The 21,536-nt window shown below is 72.8% G+C and carries 20 protein-coding genes; 13 read left to right on the forward strand and 7 right to left on the reverse strand.

All coding sequences use genetic code 11. The features are described 5' to 3' along the window. The first annotated feature begins 11 nt into the window (after positions 1-11). From ACWDN5_RS16605 to ACWDN5_RS16625, 5 genes are all read left to right on the forward strand, one after another. Positions 12-1,433 (forward strand): arabinose isomerase, encoded by a 1,422-nt coding sequence (locus tag ACWDN5_RS16605; protein WP_449676914.1) that lies wholly within the window; start codon positions 12-14, stop codon positions 1,431-1,433. Between the two features lie 44 nt (positions 1,434-1,477). Continuing rightward, positions 1,478-2,824: a rhamnulokinase gene (locus tag ACWDN5_RS16610; RefSeq protein WP_449676937.1), complete on the forward strand. Its 1,347-nt coding sequence runs from the start codon at positions 1,478-1,480 to the stop codon at positions 2,822-2,824. A gap of 38 nt (positions 2,825-2,862) precedes the next feature. Continuing rightward, a complete protein-coding gene (locus ACWDN5_RS16615; RefSeq protein ID WP_449676915.1) occupies positions 2,863-3,894 on the forward strand; it encodes a LacI family DNA-binding transcriptional regulator in 1,032 nt (343 codons plus the stop codon). A 16-nt stretch (positions 3,895-3,910) separates the two neighbouring features. Next, positions 3,911-4,066 (forward strand): mycothiol transferase, encoded by a 156-nt coding sequence (locus ACWDN5_RS16620; protein WP_310973215.1) that lies wholly within the window; start codon positions 3,911-3,913, stop codon positions 4,064-4,066. A gap of 111 nt (positions 4,067-4,177) precedes the next feature. Continuing rightward, positions 4,178-7,390 carry a TIM-barrel domain-containing protein gene (locus ACWDN5_RS16625; protein ID WP_449676916.1) on the forward strand — a complete coding sequence of 1,071 codons (3,213 nt, stop codon included), beginning with the start codon at positions 4,178-4,180 and terminating at the stop codon, positions 7,388-7,390. A 62-nt stretch (positions 7,391-7,452) separates the two neighbouring features. Here ACWDN5_RS16625 and ACWDN5_RS16630 read toward each other — a convergent pair whose 3' ends face one another. Both ACWDN5_RS16630 and ACWDN5_RS16635 read right to left on the reverse strand, forming a co-directional pair. After that, positions 7,453-7,965 carry a DUF305 domain-containing protein gene (locus ACWDN5_RS16630; protein ID WP_449676917.1) on the reverse strand — a complete coding sequence of 171 codons (513 nt, stop codon included), beginning with the start codon at positions 7,963-7,965 and terminating at the stop codon, positions 7,453-7,455. Then, entirely contained in the window at positions 7,962-8,894 is a 933-nt protein-coding gene (locus ACWDN5_RS16635) for a DUF1996 domain-containing protein (protein WP_310972812.1), read from the reverse strand. The genes ACWDN5_RS16630 and ACWDN5_RS16635 overlap by 4 nt, the downstream gene beginning before the upstream one ends. 215 nt (positions 8,895-9,109) lie before the next feature. On the opposite strand from ACWDN5_RS16635, the gene ACWDN5_RS16640 reads away from it, so the two are divergent. Then, positions 9,110-10,819, forward strand: coding sequence for a discoidin domain-containing protein (locus ACWDN5_RS16640; RefSeq protein WP_449676918.1), 1,710 nt, complete (start codon positions 9,110-9,112; stop codon positions 10,817-10,819). Here ACWDN5_RS16640 and ACWDN5_RS16645 read toward each other — a convergent pair. Then, positions 10,802-11,884 (reverse strand): DUF4037 domain-containing protein, encoded by a 1,083-nt coding sequence (locus tag ACWDN5_RS16645; RefSeq protein ID WP_449676919.1) that lies wholly within the window; start codon positions 11,882-11,884, stop codon positions 10,802-10,804. The two genes, ACWDN5_RS16640 and ACWDN5_RS16645, sit on opposite strands and share 18 nt — an antisense overlap. Before the next feature lie 80 nt (positions 11,885-11,964). Further along, complete coding sequence (locus ACWDN5_RS16650) at positions 11,965-12,315, reverse strand: VOC family protein (RefSeq protein WP_310972809.1); 351 nt, start codon at positions 12,313-12,315, stop codon at positions 11,965-11,967. Between the two features lie 76 nt (positions 12,316-12,391). Between ACWDN5_RS16650 and ACWDN5_RS16655 the strand changes: the two genes are divergently transcribed. The 4 genes from ACWDN5_RS16655 (at position 12,392) to ACWDN5_RS16670 (ending at position 15,990) form a co-directional block, all read left to right on the forward strand. Beyond that, positions 12,392-13,198, forward strand: coding sequence for a helix-turn-helix domain-containing protein (locus ACWDN5_RS16655; protein ID WP_449676938.1), 807 nt, complete (start codon positions 12,392-12,394; stop codon positions 13,196-13,198). A 657-nt stretch (positions 13,199-13,855) separates the two neighbouring features. Next, positions 13,856-14,290 carry an XRE family transcriptional regulator gene (locus ACWDN5_RS16660; RefSeq protein WP_310972807.1) on the forward strand — a complete coding sequence of 145 codons (435 nt, stop codon included), beginning with the start codon at positions 13,856-13,858 and terminating at the stop codon, positions 14,288-14,290. A 20-nt stretch (positions 14,291-14,310) separates the two neighbouring features. Continuing rightward, positions 14,311-14,901 carry a hypothetical protein gene (locus ACWDN5_RS16665; RefSeq protein WP_449676920.1) on the forward strand — a complete coding sequence of 197 codons (591 nt, stop codon included), beginning with the start codon at positions 14,311-14,313 and terminating at the stop codon, positions 14,899-14,901. A 9-nt stretch (positions 14,902-14,910) separates the two neighbouring features. Next, positions 14,911-15,990, forward strand: a complete 1,080-nt coding sequence (locus ACWDN5_RS16670) for a hypothetical protein (protein WP_449676921.1) — start codon at positions 14,911-14,913, stop codon at positions 15,988-15,990. A 6-nt stretch (positions 15,991-15,996) separates the two neighbouring features. Here ACWDN5_RS16670 and ACWDN5_RS16675 read toward each other — a convergent pair whose 3' ends face one another. Further along, a complete protein-coding gene (locus ACWDN5_RS16675; RefSeq protein WP_449676922.1) occupies positions 15,997-16,509 on the reverse strand; it encodes a 2'-5' RNA ligase family protein in 513 nt (170 codons plus the stop codon). Between the two features lie 16 nt (positions 16,510-16,525). Further along, a complete protein-coding gene (locus ACWDN5_RS16680) occupies positions 16,526-16,945 on the reverse strand; it encodes a hypothetical protein (protein ID WP_449676923.1) in 420 nt (139 codons plus the stop codon). 154 nt (positions 16,946-17,099) lie between these two features. Here ACWDN5_RS16680 and dinB point away from each other — a divergent pair, with 154 nt between their 5' ends. Then, the gene (gene dinB, locus ACWDN5_RS16685; protein WP_449676924.1) at positions 17,100-18,290 is read left to right on the forward strand and encodes a DNA polymerase IV; all 1,191 of its coding nucleotides are present in this window, start codon (positions 17,100-17,102) and stop codon (positions 18,288-18,290) included. 4 nt (positions 18,291-18,294) lie between these two features. On the opposite strand, the gene ACWDN5_RS16690 is transcribed toward dinB, so the two are convergent. Then, positions 18,295-19,176: a class I SAM-dependent methyltransferase gene (locus ACWDN5_RS16690; RefSeq protein WP_449676925.1), complete on the reverse strand. Its 882-nt coding sequence runs from the start codon at positions 19,174-19,176 to the stop codon at positions 18,295-18,297. Positions 19,177-19,393: 217 nt separating this feature from the next. On the opposite strand from ACWDN5_RS16690, the gene ACWDN5_RS16695 reads away from it, so the two are divergent. Together ACWDN5_RS16695 and ACWDN5_RS16700 are read left to right on the forward strand one after the other, a co-directional pair. Then, positions 19,394-19,804 carry a histone-like nucleoid-structuring protein Lsr2 gene (locus ACWDN5_RS16695; RefSeq protein ID WP_310972800.1) on the forward strand — a complete coding sequence of 137 codons (411 nt, stop codon included), beginning with the start codon at positions 19,394-19,396 and terminating at the stop codon, positions 19,802-19,804. 432 nt (positions 19,805-20,236) lie between these two features. Beyond that, positions 20,237-21,535, forward strand: coding sequence for an OFA family MFS transporter (locus ACWDN5_RS16700; protein WP_449676926.1), 1,299 nt, complete (start codon positions 20,237-20,239; stop codon positions 21,533-21,535). Position 21,536 lies beyond the last annotated feature (1 nt).

Below are 21,536 nucleotides of genomic sequence, written 5' to 3' on the forward strand. Positions count from 1 at the left end.
CGAAAGGACCGATGACCTTGGACCGCATCACCCCGCGCCGCACCCGCGTGGGCCTCGTGTCCGGCGGGCTCGGCGCGTACTGGCCGCAGTTCCCCGCGCTGCTGCCGCAACTGGAGGCGTCGGCCCGGCGCGTTTCGGAGCGGCTGTCCGAAATGGACTGTGAAGTGGTCGACGCCGGGTTCGTCTCCGACGCCCAGCAGGGTGCCGCCGCGGCGGAGGAGCTGCGGGTGGCCGGGTGCGACCTGATCGTCGGCTTCCTGGCGACGTACCTGACGTCGAGCATGCTGGCCCCGGTCGCGCAGCGCTCGGGCGCGCCGGTGCTGCTGCTGAACCTGCAGCCCACCGAGGCGATGGACCACGAGTCCTTCGACACCGGCGCGTGGCTGGCCTACTGCGGCGCCTGCCCGCTGCCGGAGATGGCGAACGCGTTCCGGCGTCTGGGCGTCGAATTCCGCTCGGTGTCCGGATACCTCGAAGACGCGCGGGCGTGGACGCGGATCGAGCGCTGGATCAAGGCCGCCGGGGTGCGGGCGGCGTTGCGGCACGGCCGCCACGGGCTGCTCGGGCACCTCTACCCGGGCATGCTGGACGTCGCCACCGATCCGACCCTCGTGTCGGCCCAGCTCGGCGGGCACGTCGAGATCCTGGAGGTCGACGACCTGCGGGTGCGCGTGGAGAAGGTCACCGACGACGAAACCGCCGCGCGCGTGGCGCTGGCCCGCGAAGTGTTCACTGTGGACGAGTCCGTTGTGGACGAGGACTTCGCCTGGGGTGCCCGGGTGTCGGTGGCCCTCGACCGGCTCGTCGAGGACTTCTCGCTGGATTCCCTGGCCTACTACCACCGCGGCCTCGACGGGGAGACGCACGAGCGGGTCGGCGCCGGGTTCATCCTCGGCGCGTCCCTGCTCACCGCCCGCGGCATCCCGGCGGTCGGCGAGTACGAGCTGCGGACTTCGGTGGCCATGCTGGTCATGGACCGGCTCGGGGCGGGCGGCTCGTTCACCGAGCTGCAGGCGCTGAACTTCCGCGATCGGGTGGTCGAGATGGGCCACGACGGGCCGGCGCACCTCGGGATCAGCGCCCGCAAGCCGCTGCTGCGCGGGCTGGGTGTCTACCACGGCAAGCGCGGCTGGGGCGTGTCGGTCGAGTTCGACGTCAAGCACGGGCCGGTGACGCTGTGCGGCCTCGGCCAGCGCCGCGACGGGACGTTCACGCTCATCGCGGCGGAAGGCACGGTCGTGCCCGGCCCGCTGCTGCGGATCGGCAACACGACCTCCCGCGTCGACTTCGGCTGCGACCCGGGGGAGTGGACCGACGCCTGGTCCGCCAGCGGCATCGCACACCACTGGGCACTCGGCATCGGCCACCGCGTCGCCGAGCTGACGGCGGTCGCGGACCTGCTCGGCCTCGAGCTGACGGTGGTCCGCCCGTGAAGCGAGTCGCGGCCGTCGACCTCGGCGCGTCCAGCGGACGGGTGATGGCCGGGACCGCCGGGCCGTCCCGGCTGGAGGTGGCGGAGGTGCGGCGCTTCGCGAACGGCGGTGTCCGCGCGGGGCCGGTGCTGTACTGGGACATCCTGGGCCTGTACCGGGAGACCCTCGCCGGGATCCGCGAGGCCGGGCGCCTGGACGGCGTCGGCATCGACTCCTGGGCCGTGGACTACGGACTCCTGGACGAGCGCGGCGCGTTGCTGGGCAACCCCGTGCACTACCGTGACTCGCGCACCGACGGGATCACCGTGCCGGTGCCGGATCGGGAACTGTACGACGTCACCGGGTTGCAGCAGCTGCCGTTCAACACGCTGTACCAGTTGGTGGCCGAAGGCGACCGTCTCACCGCGGCGGCGACCGTGCTGCTCATCCCGGACCTGCTGAACTACTGGCTCACCGGTTCGATCGGCGCCGAGCGGACGAACGCGTCGACCACGCAGCTCTACGACGTGCGCGCGCGGACCTGGGCCCGTTCGCTGGCATCCCGGGCCGGCATTCCGCCCCGCCTGCTCCCCCCGCTGCGAGATCCGGGCACGATCGTGGCCGAGGCCCCCGAGCTGTCCGGCGTGCCGGTGATCGCCGTCGCCTCACACGACACGGCGTCCGCCGTGGTCGCGGTGCCCGCGTCGCCGGGGACGAACTTCGCGTACATCTCGTCGGGAACGTGGTCCCTGGCCGGCTTGGAGCTACCGGCACCGGTCTTGAGCGACGAAGCCCTGGCGGCGAACTTCACGAACGAAGGCGGCGTCGACGGCACGATCCGCTTCCTGCGCAACGTGATGGGCCTGTGGGTGCTGTCGGAAACGCTGCGGACGTGGTCCGCATCGGACTTGCCCTCCCTCTTGACGGCGGCTGCCGCCGCACCCGCACTGGCGGCGGTGGTGGACATCGACTCGCCGTCTTTCCTGCCACCGGGCGACATGCCCTCCCGCCTCGCGTCGGCGTGCCGCGCAACGGGCCAGCGTCCACCGGCGGACCGGGCAGCGGTGGTCCGGTGCATCGTCGACAGCCTCGCCTTGGCCCACCGCCGCACAATCCGCGAGGCGGCCCGCATCGCCGGACATCGGGTCGACCTCATCCACCTGGTCGGCGGCGGCGCCCGCAACGAGCTCCTGTGCCAGTCGACGGCGGACGCGTGCGGGGTCCCGGTCCTGGCGGGCCCGGTCGAGGCGGCGGCGCTGGGGAACGTGCTCGTCCAGGCCCGGGCCCTGGGGGAGGACCTGCCGGACCTGGCGGCGATGCGGGCGCTGGTGCGCGAGACGCAGGAAATCCGCCGCTACGAGCCTTCGGGAACCGCGGACTGGGCGGCGGCGGAGGCCCGGCTGGGCGGATGAGCTGGGAGAGCGCTCTCACAGCGTGCTAGAAAGGACGGGTGACGACGCAGCCGCCCACCCTGGAGGACGTCGCGCGGGTCGCCGGGGTCTCGCGCGCCACGGTGTCGCGCGTGGTGAACAGCGTGCGCAACGTCGACCCGAAGCTGCGCGAGACGGTCGAACGGGCCATCGCCGACACCGGGTACGTGCCTAACCGGGCGGCGCGTTCGCTGGTCACCCGGCGCACCGGTGGGATCGCGCTGGTCGTGTCCGAGCCGGAGCGGCACGTCGAGGCGTTCACCGGCGGGGTGTTCGGCGACCCGTTCTTCGGCCGGGTCGTCGAAGGCGTGGTCGCGCACCTGCGCCCGCACGGGCTGCATCCGCTGCTGATGCTCGTCGACAGCGACGAAGAGCGCGAAAAGCTGGTGCCGAAGCTGCGTCAGGAACAGGTCAGCGGCGTCCTGCTGATCTCGCTGCACCCGGCGGAGGACCCGCTGCCACGCATGCTGACCGGCGCGGGCGTCCCCACGGCGTTGTTCGCGCGGCCGGCCCGGCCGGCGCCGGTCTGCTACGTCGACGTCGCCCACCAGGACGGCGCCCGGCTCGCGGCGGAAAGGCTTGTTTCGCGCGGCTGCCGGCGGGTCGCCACGATCGCGGGTCCGGCGGGCACCCCCGCGGGGCAGGACAGGCTGGCCGGGTTCCGCGACGCGATGGCCCGCCACGGCCACGCTTACGTCGCGGTCGCCGAGGGCGACTTCACCGAGCGGGGCGGCGAGCGCGCGATGGAGCACCTGCTCGCCGAGGAGCCCGCGCTCGACGGGCTGTTCGTGGCCAACGACCTGATGGCCTACGGCGCGCTGACGGTCCTGCGCGAGGCGGGCAAGCGCGTCCCGGGCGACGTGGCGGTGGTGGGCTTCGACGACAGCCGTGTCGCGCTCAGCTGCCGCCCCCGGCTCACGACGGTCCGCCAGCCGGTCGAGGAGATGGGCGCGGCGATGGCCCGGATGGTGCTCGACCGGATGGCCGATCCGGCCCTGCGCGCGGAGTCGGTGATCTTCGACCCGGAGCTCGTGGTCCGCGACTCGGCCTGACCGGTACGAGGAGCGGCTGCGCCGGGTGCTGGTCGGCTCGGGCACCACGCTGCTCAATCTCGTCCACCACCTGACCCTCGCCGAACGGGTCTGGTTCGGCCACCACATCGCGGGCGGCCCGGACCCCGGTGACGTCGGAGTGACCGTCCCGGACGGGGTGACCGGCCGCTGATCTGTCCGGGACAAGTTCCGCTCAGTGGTCTGGACATCGGCGGACGTGCTGTGCTCAGCTTTCCAACGTTGTAACGCCGCCGAGTCCCCTTCACCGGAACGGAGTTCCGCCGTGCGGACCAGAACAGCGAGAACCATCCGGCGGGCTTGCGCGCTCGCCGTCACCGGGGCCGCCGTCGCCGCGGTGACCGTAGCGACGCCCGCCGTGGCCGGGCCCGCGCGCCAGACCGTCACCGCCGGCAACGCCCGCTTCCAGGTGCTGTCGCCGACCCTGATCCGCACCGAGTACGCGGGCGACGGCCGGTTCACCGACGCCGCCACCTTCAACGCCGTCGGCCGCGGCGCCTTCACGCCGACGTCGTACACCAGCACGGTGACCGGCGGCGTCCTCACCATCCGGACGAGCGCCGCGACCTTGACCTACCGGCTGAACTCCGGCCCGTTCGACGGCGGCAACCTGGAAATCCGCACGAACACGGCGCTTGCGGCCCCCTGGCACCACCTGACCTGCGCGGTCGGCGCCCGCTGCGAGGCCGAGGACCTCACGGCCGACGGGCTCGGCGTCGCCACCGACCACACCGGCTACACCGGCGAAGGCTTCCTCGCCGGCTTCGAGAGCACCGGCAACTCGGTGACCGCGGACGTCCTCGCGCCGGCCGCCGGGACGTACTCGCTCACCGCGCGCTACGCCAACGGCCAGGGCGGCGACGGCCAGCATGTCACCCGCACGCTCAGCGTGAGCGTCGACGGCGGCGCGGCGCAGAAGCTCACCCTGCCCGTGACGGCCGACTGGAACGCCTGGGGCCTGGCCTCGGTCCCGGTCACCCTCGGCGCCGGCCACCACAGCGTCCGGATCGAGCGGGCCGCCGCCGATTCCGGCAACGTCAACCTCGACGGCCTGGCCGTCCTGACCTCGGGAGCGGCCTTCCCGCCGGCGTCGGCGCGCGCGTTCTCCGGCTGCCCCACCGGCGTGAGCTGCGAGGCCGAAGCCGGGCTCCGCGCGGGTTCCGCCGTCGTCGCGACCGACCACACCGGGTACGCCGGGCGCGGGTTCGTCGCCGAGCTCAACCGCGGCTCGACGCTGACCCACCGCGTCGCCGACGTGGCCGCCGACGGCACGTACCTGCTGCACGTCCGCTACGCCAACGGCACCGGCGGCGACGGCCGCCACGAAACGCGGACCGCGGCCGTCACCGCGAACGGCGTCACGCGCACCCTGACCCTGCCGATCACCGACAGCTGGGACGCGTGGAAGAGCGCGTCCGTGCCGGTCGACCTGAAGGCGGGCACCAACGACGTCGTCCTCGGCTGCCCCGAGGACACCAGCTGCCACGTCAACGTCGACACCGTCGCCGTCACCGCGGCCGGGGGCACGGCGCCGGCGCCGCACCTCGCGCTCGGCGGCTACCGGCGTGGCCTCGACGGCGTCAACGGCGACAACGGCGCGCCGTCGACCACCGAAGGCCTGCTGCACCAGGACGGCTGGTATCTGCTCGACGACACCCCTTCCGCGCTGTACGACACGCGCACGCGCGCGGTGACGCAGCGGCCGTCCCACGGCGGAAGCCCCTACCAGGACGGCTACCTCTTCGCCTTCGGCCACGACTACAAGGCCGGGCTGCGCGACCTGGCGACCCTGACCGGGCCGCCGCAGCTGCTGCCGCGCTGGGCCTACGGCGTCTGGTACTCCGAGTACATCGACCGCACCGCGGCCGACTACCGGGACAAGATCCTGCCGCGGTTCCGCAGCGAAGGCGTCCCGCTGGACGTGCTGGTCACCGACACCGACTTCAAGGCGCCGGACACCTGGAACGGCTGGCAGTTCGACACCACGAAGTTCCCCGACCCGGCCGGCTTCTTCGCCTGGTCGAAGGCCCAGGGCCTGCACAACAACCTCAACATCCACCCCAGCATCATGGGCTCGGACCCGCAGTTCGCCCGCGCCCAGGCGACGGCGAAGGGCAAGCTGGCGAAGTCGAACTGCGGCACCGACTGCTACGTCTTCGACTGGGGCGACCCGGACCAGCTCAAGGCCTACCTCGACCTGCACGCCGGGATGATGCAGCAGGGCAACGACTTCTGGTGGCTCGACTGGTGCTGCGACGCCTCCCGCTCGAGCCTGCCCGGCGTCACCCCGGACGCCTGGATCAACCAGCAGTACGCCGACCTCGCAGCCCCCGCGACCGGCCGCGGGTTCGTCATCTCGCGGGCGTACGGGTCGCTGCAGGCGGGCGGCTACGGCGGCCCGACCGGGCTGGCGACCGGGCCGTGGGCCGACAAGCGCAGCACGCTGCACTTCACCGGCGACACGTCCTCGACGTGGGGCACGTTGCGCCTGGAGATCGGCATCACGCCGGCGGAATCGGCGGCGACGGGCATGTCGGCGATCAGCCACGACATCGGCGGCCACAACGACACGACGGGCCTGCGCGGCAGCGAGACCTACACCTCCGGCGGCCAGCAGCGCCAGACGGTCAAGCTGCCGGACGACCTGTACGCGCGCTGGGTGCAGCTCGGCACGTTCCAGCCGATCGACCGCCTGCACAGCAACCACAGCGACCGGCTGCCCTGGCAGTACGGCGACGCGGCGAAGGCGTCGGCGACGAAGTTCCTGAACCTGCGCGAGAACCTGGTTCCCTACACGTACACGCTGGCCCAGGAAGCCGCGACGACCGGCGTTCCGGTGGTCCGGCCGACGTACCTGGAGTACCCGGAGGAGCCCGGCGCGTACGCGGCGGCCCAAAGCGAGTACTTCTACGGGCCGGACATGCTGGTGGCGCCGGTGACCTCGCCGGGCACGTCGGCGACGACGCCGGTCTGGTTCCCGCCGGGGCAGTGGACGGACTACTTCACCGGCAAGACCTACGCGGGCGGGACCACCCAGCAGGTCACCTCCGACCTGGGCACGATGCCGGTGTTCCTGCGCGCGGGCGGCATCACGGTGACCCGGACGGCGGACGTCGCCAACGACGTCCAGAACCCGCTGAACCGGGCGACGGTGACGGTGGCGCCCGGCGGTTCCGGGACGTTCTCGCTGTACGAGGACAACGGCGTGTCGTCGGCGCGCTCGGCGTCGACGAAGATCACCTACAGCGAGCGCGCCGGGGCGCACACGGTGACGGTGGCTCCCGCGCAGGGCTCGTTCCGGGTGGCACCCCGCGAGTGGACGGTGAAGTTCGTCGGCGTCGCGGCGGCTCCGAGCCGGGTGAAGGTGGGCAGCGGCTGGGCGCCTTCGTCGGCGTGGAAGTGGGACGCGGCGACAAAGACGCTGACGGTGACCGCGCCGGCCCGGCCGGGGCACGGCCCGGTGACCGTCACGTACTGAGCCCCCGGCGGGCGGAGCCGGATATGCCGTCGAGGCCACGGATCACCGTGGCCTCGACGGCCTCAGGCCAGCAGCGCGGCTTCCTTCGCGGCCTCGGCCCCGACGTCCCGCGCCAGCTCGCGCGTCTGCGCGTCCGCGCCGTTGGCCTGTTCGCCGCCGGCCAGCACGACGAGCTGAGCGGCGTGCGCCCGCAACAGCGCGATCAGCCGCCGGTCGAACGCGGCGTCCCGTTCGCTGCGCAACGCGACCAGATCGGCCGCCGTGACCATGCCCGGCATCCGGTGTCCACTGTGGACATCGCTGGCCGGTAGCCCGGCCCGGTCGCGGACGGCCCGGAGACGGCCCAGCAATCGTTCCTGCGGACCGGTGATCTCGCCGGCCGCCGACCGGACCCGCGTGCTCGCGGTGTGGTCCGGGGCCAGCCGGGCCGCCGCCAGTGCGTTCTCCGTCATCGGCACCACCAGCTGCAGCCAGGCCACGTCGGTCGGGTTGACGGCCGCCGCGGGAGCGGGGCCGGTGGTGGCGGCGCAACCGCCCATGATCAGCGCCACCACCACCGCCCCCAGGACCCTCACGGACGGCCGGGCAGCCGGTAGTTCGGTCCGAGCACGCTGCCGCGATCGGGCTTGTACAGGTCGAACCCGCGCGGGTCGCACTGCAGGCCGCCGTTGATGCAGTGCTTCACCAGCGCCGCGAGCGTCTCGGGATCCCACGCGTTGAAGAAGTCGTAGTGCCACGAGTACCCGCGTCCGCTGGCCAGGTGCACGCCGGACATGTCGCCGCTCACCGGGAACGCCATCTTGAACTCGAGCATCGGTACGGCCACCGGGTGATCGGCCGGGCACGTCAGCGTCGCCCGGTCCGGGTAGGCCAGGTGGCTCTTGTGATCGGCCGAGTCCAGGTGGACGCCGTCCCAGCAGCTCGGCGCCTGGTAGCGGATGTTGAGCTGGCTGCCGGCCACGCACCGGACGGGGACGTCCCAGTTGTGGAAGCTGTCGCCGCATTCCCAGCCTTCGACCGCGCCGGGCGCGTGCTGGAACTCGTCCTGTGTCGCCGTCACGCTCCCGGCGACGTACCGCAGGCCGGGTGGGAACGGCACCACCTTCGTGTAGTCGAGGATGCCGGACTTGTAGTAGACGACCTGCGCGAAGTTCGGCAGCACCACCTGGTTCCCGTTGTAGACGGTCGGGAACCAGTACGCGGACAGGTCGTCCGGGGTCACGCAGGTCGTGTTGCCGACCCCCGCGGCCTGCAGGGACGACAGCGTGGTGGCCGCGTTCGTGGTCTTGTTGCCGAGGAACGTGTGGTCGTGCGAGGCGCCGGGCAGCCCGGGGAAGACGATCGGGTCGTCCGGCTGGTGGTGGCTCGGGGAGCAGTTGACCTGGAACTCGTGGTGGGTCACCAGGTCGTCGGCCCCGGCGGGCGACCAGGTGGCCGCGGTCAGGAAGGCGCCTGCCAGCACGGTGGCGGCGGTGCAGGCGAGGAGCGCGGCTTTCGTTGCCAAGGGTCCTCCACGGTGAGGGTGCCAAGGATGGGAGAGCGCTCTCCCGCAGCATGCGCGTCCGGCCGCCGGGCTGTCAAGGAGTACCCGGTTCCTCGACCGGACAGCCATTGTCGGGTTTGCCGGCGATCCTTGACAACGCCGGGGCCGCGGGCGAACCATCGAGCCCACCGGAGAGCGCTCTCCAAGCGCCGTCTGCCTGTCGTACGGGAGTCATCGTGGACCGACCGTCGCTCCGCCGCGCCGTCCTGCCGCTGGTGGTCCTGCTGGTGCTGGGCCTGCTCGCCGGCCCGTCTCCGGCGCACGCCGCCACCCTGCTTTCGCAAGGCAGGCCCGCGACCGCATCGACCAGCGAAGGGGCGGGCACGCCGGCGTCGGCGGCCGTCGACGGCGATCCCCGCACCCGCTGGGCGAGCGCCTGGAGCGATCCGCAGTGGCTGCAGGTCGACCTCGGCGTTCCGGCCGACCTCAGCGAGGTCACGCTGAACTGGGAGGCCGCCTACGCGACGGCCTACGAAATCCAGGTCTCCGACGACGCTGGTACCTGGCGGACTGTAGCCAGCACGACGACGGCGACCGGCGGGGTGCAGACTCTCGCCGTCACCGGGCACGGCCGCTACGTCCGCCTCTACGGGACCCATCGCGTCGGCGGCTACGGCTACTCGCTGTGGGAGTTCCAGGTCAGCGGCACCCCGGCGGCGGGCTCCGGGGGCACGCGGGTGACCGGCACGCAGGGCAACTGGCAGCTGACGGTCGACGGGACACCGTGGACCGTGCGCGGCTTGACCTGGGGCCCGCCGGCCGGCGAAGCGGCGGCGCGGATGCCCGAGCTGCACGCGATCGGCGTCAACACGGTCCGCACCTGGGGCACCGACGCCACCTCCCGGCCGCTGTTCGACGCCGCGGCGGCCAACGGCATCAAGGTGGTCGCCGGGTTCTGGCTGCAACCCGGGGGCGGCCCGGGCAGCGGCGGCTGTGTCGACTACACGACCGATACCGCGTACAAGAACACGATGCTCGCCGAGATCCGGAACTGGGTGACCACCTACCGGGCGCACCCCGGTGTGCTGCTGTGGAACGTCGGGAACGAGTCGATCCTCGGGATGCAGAACTGCTACTCCGGCACCCAGCTGGAGCAGAACCGGATCGCCTACACGCGCTTCGTCGACCAGGCCGCGCAGGCGATCCACGCGATCGACGCGAACCACCCGGTCACCTCGACCGACGCCTGGACCGGCGCGTGGCCGTACTACAAGGCGTATGCGCCGAATCTCGACCTGTACGCGGTGAACTCCTACGCCCACGTCTGCCAGGTGAAGCAGGACTGGCTCGCGGGCGGGTACACCAAGCCGTACCTCATCACCGAGACCGGCCCGCCCGGCGAATGGGAGGTGCCGAACGACGGCAACGGCGTGCCGGCCGAGCCGTCCGACCAGCAGAAGCGCGACGGCTACGGCACCGCGTGGAACTGCGTGCTGGCCCACCCCGGCGTGGCGCTCGGAGCCACGCTCTTCCACTACGGCACCGAGGGCGACTTCGGCGGCGTCTGGTTCAACATCACCACGGGCGGCGAGAAGCGGCTGTCGTGGTACGCCGTCCGCAAGCTCTACAGTGGACAGACCGGAGGCAACACGCCACCGGTGATCGCGTCGATGAACCTCAGCCGCAGCGGCGACGTCCCGGCGGGCGGCACCTTCACGGCGACGGCCGCGGTGTCCGATCCGGACGGTGACCCGATCACCTACACCATGGGGTACAACAGCAAGTATCTGAACAACGCGTCCGGCCTGATCCCGGCGCCGTTCACCGGGAGCGGGACGTTCACCGTCACGGCGCCGCAGCAGCCGGGTGTGTGGAAGCTGTACCTCTACGCCCGGGACGGCCACGGCAACGTCGGGATCGAGACGCGCTCACTGCGGGTCGTCTGAGGCGAACACCGCCGCGGTCACGGCCCGGGCCGCGGTGCGGTCGCCGAGCAGATCGGTGTTGTCGGCGAACTGGTCGACGGCGCCGGCGAGCGGACGGCCGCGCAGTCCGGCGTCGCTGATGCCGTCGGCGAGCGCTCGGCTGAACCGGTCGGCGTGCAGGACCTGGAACGGCCGGTCGTGGTAGGGACGCGTGCGGGGGTCGACCGGCTCGGTGAGCCCGAGCCGGTTGTGCAGCCCGGCGACCGCCGAATAGGCCGTGGCGAGGTGGGCTTCCCGGCTCCGCCAGGTCGTGGCCGAGAGCGCTCCGGCCAGTGCCGGCGTGACCGCGGCGGCGAACGGGAGCCGGGCGAACGCGCTGCCGAGCCACTTGCTGTAGGGCGGATAGCGGCGGTGCACCAGCAGGCTCAGCCGCATGAGGTCGCGCACGAGGCGCGCGGCGACGACGGCCGAGCCGAGTTCGTCGCCGACTTCCCCGCACCGCCCGACGAACGCCTCTTCCTGGGAGATCCGCTGCCACTGGGCGGCCAGGACGTAGCGCCAGACCTGGTCCGGGTACCAGGCGAGCCGCGAACGGACGGAGGCGAGTTCCCCGGCCGGGTCGTGGAAGACGGCGCCGGCGGTGAGCTCGGCCAAGGTCTGGGTGGGGGTGGCGAGCCAGTCCCGGGTGGTGACCCCTCGGCGCGGATCGAAACCGAGGTGACCGGTGAGCCACTCGCCGAGGGTGGTCACGTCGACGCGGTGGAAGACCGGCCCGTCGGTGAGGGCCATGTGGCGGACGTGGGGGTGGTCGGTGGGGGCGAAGTTCGTGGGGTAGCCGTGGAACGTCTTGGGCAGCTTCAGGCTCAGCGCTTCGGCGACGTCCCGGCCGGCGTCCCGGTGGGTCAGGAAGATCTGCAGGCGCGGCCCCCACTCGTGATCGGCGGACCGGGCGGTGTCGAAGCCGAGGACTTCCGAGCCGGTGCCGATCCGCGCGGCCGTGTGGGGCAGGTCCCCGAGCAGCGGCCGCACGGCCTCGTCGTAGAAGAGGCGCGACAGTTCGAGTCCGGGGAGGAACGAGGGGGCCATGACCGGCATGGTGCCGCGCTCGGGCGAGGGCGGCGACCGGATTTCGTGGTGGCCCCCCAGTGCAGGGGACCACCACGGCGTCACCCTTCGGAGAGGCAGAAGAGGTGCCCCTCGGGGTCCTGCAGGACGACCCAGTCGCCGCCGCCGGGCTGGAAGTCCGGCTTGGTGGCACCGAGCGCCAGGAACTCCTCGGTGGCGGTGGCGAGGTCGCCGACCCGGAGGTCGAGGTGGGCGTGCTTGGCGTCGTCCGGCCAGCCGGGGCCGCGGTAGCCCGCGACGCGCTGGAAGCCGAGGCCGACCGGGCCGCCGCCGAGCTGGACGGTGTCTTCGTCTTCGTAGGTGACCTCCCAGCCGAGCGCCTTGCCGTAGAAGGCGGAGAGCGCGGCCGGATCGGCGCAGTCGAGGACGACGGTGGTGAGTTCTGCGGGCACGGATGGCTCCTTTCGTCGTGCGGCAGCCTGCCCGCCGTCACCCGGTGCGGTCTTGAAGATCCTTGCGGGCCGGAAACTGTCGTACCCCCGGCGTACCGTCCGGGACGTGCGTGAAGCAGTCGAAGTCGTGGCCGGCGCCGGGTACTCGGTGAGCGTGGTCCGGTGCGCCGACGACCACACCGGCTGGTCGCCGGCGGAGGTGTCGTCCGGCCACCGGATGGTGCTCGTGCGCCGAGGCCGGTTCCGCCGCCGGGTCCGCGGACGGGCGGCGGACGCCGACCCGACGGCGGCGTACCTGGCGGCCCCGGGCGACGAAGAGCGTTTCGCACACCCGGCGGGCGGAGACGTCTGCACGTCGGTGGAGTTCGGGTCGCCGTTGTGGCACCGCCTCGCGGGAGAGAGGGAGTTGCCACCGACGGTGTACGTGGACGGCGCGCTCGAGCTGGCCCACCGGCGCGTGGTGGCGTCGGCGGCCGACCCGGACTACGCGCTGGCGGAGCAGCTCCTGGTGTTGGTGGGAGGGGCGATCGGGCGATCACCGCGGCGGTCTTCGGCAGACGACGGCGCGTTGGTGGCCCGAGCCCGCGAGGCGATCGTGGCGGACGACCCCTCGGCGGCGGGATTGTTCTCGCTGGCGGAGTCGCTGGGGGTGTCGCCGTACCGGTTGAGCCGGGCGTTCCCGAGGGAGGTGGGAGTTTCGCTGACGCGGTACCGGAATCGGGTCCGGGTCGGCCGCGCGCTGGAGAGGTTGGAGGCGGGGGAGCGGGAGCTGGCGAGGCTGGCGGCCGAGCTGGGGTTCGCCGACCAGGCGCACTTGACCCGGACGGTGCGCGAGCACGCGGGGGCGCCACCGGGCGCGGTGCGCCGGCTGTTGGCGGGATGAGGCCGCGGTCGGGGATCTGCGGGGTGCGGTGGTCGGCCCGGGTGAGGCCGGTTCGAGGATCTGCGGGGTGGGTGGTCGGGCGGGGTGCTGCCGGGTGGAGAGCTGCGCTCGGTGCGCTGATCGAGCGGGGTGAGGCCGGCCCGGGGAGATGCGCTCGGTGCGCTGTCGTTCAGCCGCCAGGGTCCCGCAACCTGCGGTCGCCGGTCGCCGCAACGTGCGGTCGCCGGTCGCCGAAACGTGGCAGCCGCCGGGCTCCCGCAACCTGCGGCCGCCGGTCGCCGGTCGCCGCAACCTGCGGCCGCCGGGCCCCCCGCAGCGCGCATCCGCGGGGCCCCACTGCGCCAAGGTGGCCGATCACTTCGGCCGGGCGGCCCTGGTCCGCACAATGCGCGGCACCCCGCGAACCCCCGTGGCCCGGCCGCGTCGCGAGCGGGCCGCCCCGGACACGAAGCGGGGCGGCGCGGCGGGCGGGTTAGGCGCGTGGCCACCCCCAGCGGCCACGTGAGTCACCCGTGGGCCGCTGCGCCACCCCGGGCCGGTGTCACGTTTCCGAAACACCGGACAGGCGTATCGTAGTCTTTCCGGCACAGGATGTGTCAAGTTTTCGGAACAGCTACGCTGACCGGTGTCACGTTTCATGTCTGCAGGTGGTGTGTGGTGAGCGAAGAGCGCAGTTTCGCCGAACGGCTGGCGCACCTGATCGCGACCGTGCACCCGCCGGACCGCAAGCCGTACTCCTACCGGGAGATCGCGCACGGCGTCGCGGAGCAGACCGGCGTCACGATGTCGGCCACGCACGTCCAGCAGCTCGCCGTCGGCGCGCGCAAGGACCCCAAGCGCTCGCACATCCAGGCGCTCGCCCAGTTCTTCGGCGTGCCCGTCACGTACTTCTTCGACGACGGCGTCGCCGGCCAGGTCGACCAGCAGGTCGAGGACGTCGTCGCCTGGCGCGACGACGAGGCGCGGAACCTGGCGCAACGAGCCATGCGGCTCTCGCCGCGCGACCGGGAGACCGTCACGGCGCTGCTGGACCAGCTCAGCAGCTACGACGACACCCGCCGGCGCACCGGCCGGCGGCGGAAGCCGGAGTGACCGCCGCCGGCTCGGCTACGATGACCCGGTCCGTGTTCGCGCCCCGGTGCACCCGGCTGGCGCCCGGTGACCAGGGAGGACCCATCGACGAGCCCGGCCTGCCGGCCCTCCGCGACCGGGCACGCGAGCGCGTGCGGACGGTGCTCGCCGCCGTCCCGCTGCCGCGGCCGTGGTCGATGAACGCCTGGGTCGACGGCCTCGAGCGGTGGCGCGGCCGCGAGATCGACCTCGTCCCGATCGCCTACCGGCCGGGCCAGCCGTCCGGCGCGTGGCAGGCCCGCCCGGACTACGACCTGATCGCCTACACCGAGCACACGTCGGCGCTGCACCAGGACCACATCATCGCCCACGAGCTCGCCCACATGCTGTGCGCGCACACCGGGACCTGCCTGATGTCGGAGGCCGAAGCCGCCGAGCTCGCCCCGGACCTGGCGCCGCGGGCGTTGTCGCACCTGCTCACGCGCGTCACGACCGGGACCGACGAGTACGAAGCCGAGCTGATCGCCGTCCTGCTGATGAGCGCGGCGACGAGCGAGCCACCCGCCGTTCAGCCGGGCGCGTCCGGCCGAGCGGCGGACCAGGCTAGGCGGCTGGCGGCACTCCTGGGATAGTCGCGTTCCGTGATCGACATACTTTTCGTCGGGGTCGGGCTCTTCGCGCTGTTCGCCGGAATCTGGCGCGCGGCCCGCGCCCGGCGCACCGGCGCGGGCGCGGGCTTGGCCGTCTCGCTCATCGCGCTGGGCGCGGCGTTCTGCTTCCTGTCGAACCGGGCCCAGCAGTTCGAGAGCGAGCTCTACCCGAGCCTCGGCCGGCTGTTGTCGAACCTGGCGACGATGGTCGCGGCGTACGGCATCGGCCTGACGGTCGCGGAGATCAGCGGCACCCGCGACCGCGGCCGCCGCACCCGGCTCGTCGCGCTCGGCGTCGCGCTGACGGTGCTCGTGGTGACGTTCTTCAGCACCCCGGACCTGCCGCGCGGCATCGGCGTGTTCGACGACCTGTACCGCACCCACCCGACGCTGGTGGTCTACGTCTTCACCTACACGGTCTACCTGGGCTTCGCGGTCCTCGACATCGGTTTCATGGCGGCGGTGACGATCCGGGCGAGCGGGGGTGCGCTGCGTGCCGGGCTGGCGCTGTTGCTGCTGGCGTCGGGCTTCGCGGTCGCCTACCTGGCCGGGAAGGTGGTCGGGACCCTTCGCGCGCTGCAGGCCGAGCACCCGGTCAAGGCGCTGTGCCGCGGGCCGTTCTCGACGCTGCCGTGCGCTCTGGACGTGGGGTTCCCGGCGGTGTCGGTGCTGCTGATCGTGGTGGGCCTGACGATCCCGGCGGTGCCCGGCTTGGTGGCCGCGCGCCGCGACGCCCGGACGCTCCGCCTGCTCCGGCCCTTGCGCGCCCACCTGACGCGGCGGTTCCCGGAGATCACGCGCATCGATCCGGCGGGGGAGTCCCGCCGAGAACGCCTGCTGACGGCGATGAGCGAGACCAACGACGGCTTGATCCTCGCGGGCGTGACCCCGGACGTCCCACCCGCGACGGCGGCCAGGCTGGTACGCGACCTCCCGGACGAGCCGTCCGAGACCGAGCCGCCCACCGCGGCAGCGGAACCGTTCGCCGCGGACGTCGCCCGCCTGCGCGCCATCGCCCGCGCCTACCGGAGCCTGGAGGGGACACCGGCGCCCGAAGCCACCGGCCGGTGACCGGCGTTACCCGCCGAACGGTGCCTCCAGCCGCAGTTCCCAGCCACGATCGGTCATCGCCACCATCTGGAGCCCCTCGGCGCGATCGGTCAGCGGCAGCAGTGGCCGTACTCCGGCGGCGACCTGGGCGAGCGCCTCGTCCGAGCCGCCCATCGCGACCGTCAAGTGCGCGGCGGGGCGCGGACCGAACCGGCCCCCGTAAGGCAGCACCGAAGGCCACCGAGCACAAACCGCATCGGTAACAGGCTGCAAGTCCGGAGCGGCAAGGGCCACGAAACCCGGCGCCACGACCAGGTCCGCCAGCTTCACGTCCGGGGGAGAGACGGCGGCCGCCAGCGAGCGTACCTCCGCCAGGACCGAGCCGGTCAGCGACGCGTCCGGCAAGAAGGGGTACAGCGCCGTCACGTGGGCGTGCAAGCCGGGACGGACCAATCCGGGGTCGACCCGCCGGGCCACGGCCAGCGCCGGCTCGGCAGCGGGCAACACCATCACGAGCGCGGTGGTTCCGACGGAAGGCACCCGTGCATCATGGCACTCAGGCGACCGCCGCCTCCGGGAAGCGGCCCGAACGCGCCAGCGCCAAGCTTCGCCGGCACAACGCCACCAGCTCCTGGTTGGCCCGGCTGTGCGGGACCTCCCGGCACAGTCCGCACCGGATCGTCACCTCGCCCGCAAGCTCGTCGACCGCCACCAGGGCCTGGTGATCGCAGCGACGGCACCAGCGGTACCCGATCGCCGGGTTCGTGTGCACCGGTGAGGCCACGCAGTCGTGGAGCCAGCGGCGGTGCGTCCGGCACGTCACGCGGTCCGTCGGATCCAGGCCGCCGGCGTCCTCCACCCCGTCCTCCTGCGCCAGCGTGGCCGCCAGCAGCGGATGGCGCGGTGCCGCCGGGCGGTCTTCCGGGCTCGATGTGGCCCACGCGTGGTGGTCGCCGCATCGGCACTTGTCGGTCATGTCGCCCCCAGTCTCCGGGTCGTTCGCTGCCTCGAGTGTGAGCGGGGCGACAGAACACCGGCAACCGGAGAAACGCGGACTTCGACCGGCGGCACGTCACCCGCGGCAGGCGGACGAGCGGACTTCGGCGCGCGGATATGCGAACATATGTTCTATGACCGACGAGGGGCCCATCCTGCACGCCGACCTCGACTCGTTCTACGCCTCCGTCGAACAGCGCGACGATCCGGCGCTCAAGGGCCGGCCCGTGATCGTCGGCGGCGGGGTCGTGCTCGCCGCGAGTTACGAGGCCAAGGCCTATGGCGTGCGCACCGCGATGGGCGGCGCGCAGGCCCGCCGGCTGTGCTCGCACGCCGTCGTCGTGCGCCCGCGCATGTCCGCGTACGTGGCCGCCAGCCGGGCGGTGTTCGACGTCTTCCACGACACCACACCGTGGGTCGAAGGCATCTCGATCGACGAGGCGTTCCTCGACGTCGGAGGGTTGAGCAGGATCGGCGGGCGGCCGAGCCACGTCGCCGAACGGCTGCGCGCGGCCGTCGCCGAGCGGGCCGGGCTGCCGATCACCGTCGGGGTGGCGCGGACGAAGTTCCTCGCCAAGGTCGCCAGCCGGGTCGCCAAGCCCGACGGCCTGCTCGTCGTCCCGCACGACGGCGAGCTCGAGTTCCTGCACCCGCTGCCGGTTTCGGCGCTCTGGGGCGTCGGCAAGGTCACCGCCGAGAAGCTGCGGGCGCGCGGGATCACCACCGTCGGCCAGCTGGCCGCGTCCGAGCACGTCGACCTCGTCGGGCTGCTCGGCCGGGGCGCCGGGGCGCACCTGCACGACCTGGCGCACAACGAAGACCCGCGCCGGGTCGAGATCGGGGTGCGGCGGCGCTCGATCGGCGCCCAGCGGGCACTCGGGCGCGGCAGGCGGACCCCGGCCGAGCTCGACGTCGTGCTGGTGGCGCTCGTCGACCGGATCGCCCGCCGGCTGCGCGCCGCCCGCCGCGTCTGCCGGACCGTGACGATCCGGCTGCGCTTCGCCGACTTCTCGCGCGCCACCCGCTCGCACACGCTCACCGACCCGACCGCCGGCACCGGCGTGCTGCTCGACGCCGCCCGCGAACTGCTCGTCGCCGCGCTGCCCTTGATCGCCGACCGCGGGATCACCCTGCTGGGCGCGGCGCTGTCCAACCTGGCCGACGACAACCCGTTCCAGCCGGCGTTGCCGTTCGAACGGCAGCGGGCGACCGAGCTCGACACCGCGTTGGACGCGGTGCGCGACCGCTTCGGGAAGGCCGCCGTCACCCGCGCGGTGCTGCTCGGCCGCCCGGACGACCTCGAAATGCCGATGCTCCCGGACTGAGGCGTCAGCCGGGCCGGCCCGGAATGCGCGCGTGCGTCAGCGCGGAAAGCGCGGCGGGCCGCAGCGCATCGGTGCGGCGCCACAACCGCGCGTCGACGCTCTCCCGCTGTCCCGCCTGTTCGACGACGTCGAAACCGGCGTCGCGCAAGAGCTCGGCCAAGGCCGCGGGGGAGAGGAAGGTGTGCCACGGCTCACCCTGCTCGGCGACCACCGGCCCGACGGCTTCGGCGTAGCCGTTCCCGGCCGCGTCGCGCAGTTCCGCGGGCAGCAGGTGATCGGCCACGATTTCCGATCCCGGCGCGAATCCGCCGAGCTCCCGCAAAGCCGCGGCAATCGCCGTTCGGGTCAGGTACATGGTGACACCGAGCCAGCTGACGAACACGGGGCGAAACGGGTCGAGTCCACTCTGGACGAGCCGTTCCCGCAGCGGTTCGGCTTCGAAGTCGACCGGGACGAAGGTGACCGAAGCCGGTTCGGCGACGCCGGCGGCGGCCAGCAGTTCCCGTTTGGCCGACTGGGTCGCCGGATGGTCGACCTCGAACACCCGGAATCGTCGCGCCGTGGTCCGATACGCGAACGAATCGAGCCCGGCGCCGAGAATCACATACTGGTCTATACCGGAATTGCCACGCATCAGGCGCGCTTCGGCGAACCGGCTCCGGCAGACCGCTTCGGCGCGGGCACCGGCCAGGATCGGGTGGGTACCGTGGAGCCGGTGGTAGGCCAGGAGTTCCTCGGCACGGCCCCCGAGCAGGCGCGCCGCGAAGGTGTCGGAGAAGATGTACGGTTCGGTGTCGACGAGCAAATGTGCCGCACGCGCGGCGGCGGCCGTGAAGGCGGTCCGGCTGGCGCGGGGAGCATTAGCGGAAAGCTCGGCAAGGTTCATGCCGCCACGGTACCGATTCGATTTCGAGCATATCACAAAATTGAATAGCAGACAAGATGACGAGCATTTCGGCTCGGTTGCGGTCACTCTGGACGCGGACGACCCGTTCGCCGCAGCGGCCATTGTGGACGCTTCCGGGTGTCGCGCGTGCCGGGCCTGATTCGACACGTTAGGGTCAGTCCGACCGTGTTCTGGAGAAGATGAGGAACGACGAATCATGGCGCAACGGGTCCAGGTCCAGATGGTGGACGACCTCGACGGCAGCGAGGCTTCGCAGACCGTCCCCTTCAGCCTCGACGGCGTGACGTACGAGATCGACCTGTCCGAGGAGAACGCCTCCGCGCTGCGGGACGAACTGGCTCGCTACGTCGCCGCCGCGCGGCGCATCGGCGGCCGCAAGGTCCGCCTCGCGACCGGCCAGTCGCTGGGCGGCGCGTCCGGCTCGGGCACCGACCGCGAGCGCAACCGGCAGATCCGCGAATGGGCCCAGGCGAACGGCTACGAGGTCGCCGAGCGCGGCCGGCTGTCCAGCGAGATCATCGCCGGCTTCGAGGCCGACCAGGCCGCGGCGGCCGAGCCGGCCGACGCCAAGCCGGCGCGCAAGCGAGCGACGCGCAAGAAGTCTTGAAGGCTGTGTCCGCTCCGGCTGGGCGGCGCCGTCGGGTGCCGTCCGGCCGGTAGGCCGCCCCTGATCGAGGTGGCGGTCGGTATCCCCTTGGTGTCACACGGTCACGCGTTCGGTTCGAAGTGGACGTTGTGCCGGTCTCGACGCCGCCGAACGGGCATCGCCCCGCCGGGCGCGCGACGAAAAGCTTGTCGGAAAGCGGCTCCGATGGCCAGACTGTCAGTGCTCCGCGCGGCCGGTACCGCGGTGGAGCACCGGTCCGGTGGCCGCCTCCTCCCTCGATGGCCACCGGGCCGCCTTCCCTTCGCGGTGTGACAGCCGCACTCGGCCATCCGGGCGCCGCCCACCCCCTCCGGTAGACATCCGAGCTCAGCAAGCGCACACTCAGGTTACTCCATACTGCATACAATCTTCAGTTTGCGGGAGGCGGTCGCCATGAGCGAGGTGCGCGAACTCCGGGACGTCTACGGACGGCGGTACCGCGTCGGCGAGTCCGACCGGGAGCTGCTCGGCCGGCCACGGTCGTGGATCACCTGGCTCGCCGCGGCGGCCATGCTCGCCGCCGGGGTTCAGCAGTACGGCTTCGGCGCGATCGTGCCGTCGCTGAGCCGGACGCCCGGCTGGTCGTTCGGCGGCGTCGTCCTCTCCCTCGCGGTGTGGGCCATCTGCCAGGCCGGAGCCGCGTTCCCGGTGGCGTGGCTCCGGGAACGCGGCCTGCTACCCGCGCCCGCGGCGATGGCCGCCGGCGCGGTCCTGTGCGCCGCCGGGCTCGTGACGCTCGGCCACGCCACCAGCCTGACCACCGTCTTCCTCGGCTACTCCGTGCTCGGCGGGCTCGGCACCGGCATCGTGTACGCCACGTGCGTCGGCGCGGTGCTCGCCTGGTTCCCGGACGGCACCGGCCCCCGCGCCGGCATCGTGAGCGGGGCCTTCGCCTACGGCAGCGTTCCCTTCGTCGTGCTCGCCGCCGGGCTGCCGGCCGCGCGCCCGGTCCTCCTGGACGTCACCGCCGCGGTCGTGCTCGTCGTCATCGCCGGGTGCGCGGCGCTGCTGCGGTACCCGCCGCGGAACTGGTGGCCCGCCACGCCCGAACCGCGGGCCTGGGCCCTCGACCGGGCGCACAACCGGCGTCCGGCCGTCCGGCACTACCGGCCGGCGGAGCTGTTCCGGTGCGGGACGACGCTTTCGCTGTACCTCGTGGTCGTCCTCGCGGCCGCCGTGCTGCTCTTCGACCTGGCCTACCTGGCGACGTACACCGCCACACGCAGCGGACCCGGGCTCGCCGCGGCCGCCCTGGCGCTGCTCGCCGCGGCCACCGGCAGCGGTCGTGTCCTCATCGGACGGCTCGCCGACCGGCTCGGCCGGCACCGGATCCTGCGCTTCGCCCTGCTCGCCGGCGGCGTCGCCCAATTCGTGCTGCTGTACTCCGGTGGCCACCGGCACGCTGTCGGCCTGCTGCTGGGTGTCGTGCTGGCCGGCCTCGGCAACGGCTGCTGCTACACGCTGCTCGTCGGCCTGGTGCGCGAGTACTTCGGCGAAGAATCGGCGGCGCAGAACTTCGGGATCCTCTACAGCGCCAAGGCCGTCGGCGCGGCGGTCGGGATCGGCCTGGCCACGCTCGTCGCGACGGAGCACGGGTTCTTCGCGGCCGGCGTCCTGAGCCTGGCCGGCGCGGTGCTGTCCGGGCGGCTGACCCAGCCGGGCCGGCCCCAGTCGCTGCTGCCGGCGGCCTGAC

The organism is Amycolatopsis sp. NPDC003731, from assembly GCF_053586895.1.

Coding starts and splice junctions, on each gene's coding strand:
- ACWDN5_RS16605 (WP_449676914.1), top strand. CDS start 12: ATGACCTTGGACCGCATCACCCCGCGCCGCACCCGCGTGGGCCTCGTG.
- ACWDN5_RS16610 (WP_449676937.1), top strand. CDS start 1,478: ATGGCCGGGACCGCCGGGCCGTCCCGGCTGGAGGTGGCGGAGGTGCGG.
- ACWDN5_RS16645 (WP_449676919.1), bottom strand. CDS start 11,884: ATGGCCCCCTCGTTCCTCCCCGGACTCGAACTGTCGCGCCTCTTCTAC.
- ACWDN5_RS16665 (WP_449676920.1), top strand. CDS start 14,311: ATGACCCGGTCCGTGTTCGCGCCCCGGTGCACCCGGCTGGCGCCCGGT.
- ACWDN5_RS16680 (WP_449676923.1), bottom strand. CDS start 16,945: ATGACCGACAAGTGCCGATGCGGCGACCACCACGCGTGGGCCACATCG.
- dinB (WP_449676924.1), top strand. CDS start 17,100: ATGACCGACGAGGGGCCCATCCTGCACGCCGACCTCGACTCGTTCTAC.
- ACWDN5_RS16690 (WP_449676925.1), bottom strand. CDS start 19,176: ATGAACCTTGCCGAGCTTTCCGCTAATGCTCCCCGCGCCAGCCGGACC.
- ACWDN5_RS16695 (WP_310972800.1), top strand. CDS start 19,394: ATGGCGCAACGGGTCCAGGTCCAGATGGTGGACGACCTCGACGGCAGC.
- ACWDN5_RS16700 (WP_449676926.1), top strand. CDS start 20,237: ATGAGCGAGGTGCGCGAACTCCGGGACGTCTACGGACGGCGGTACCGC.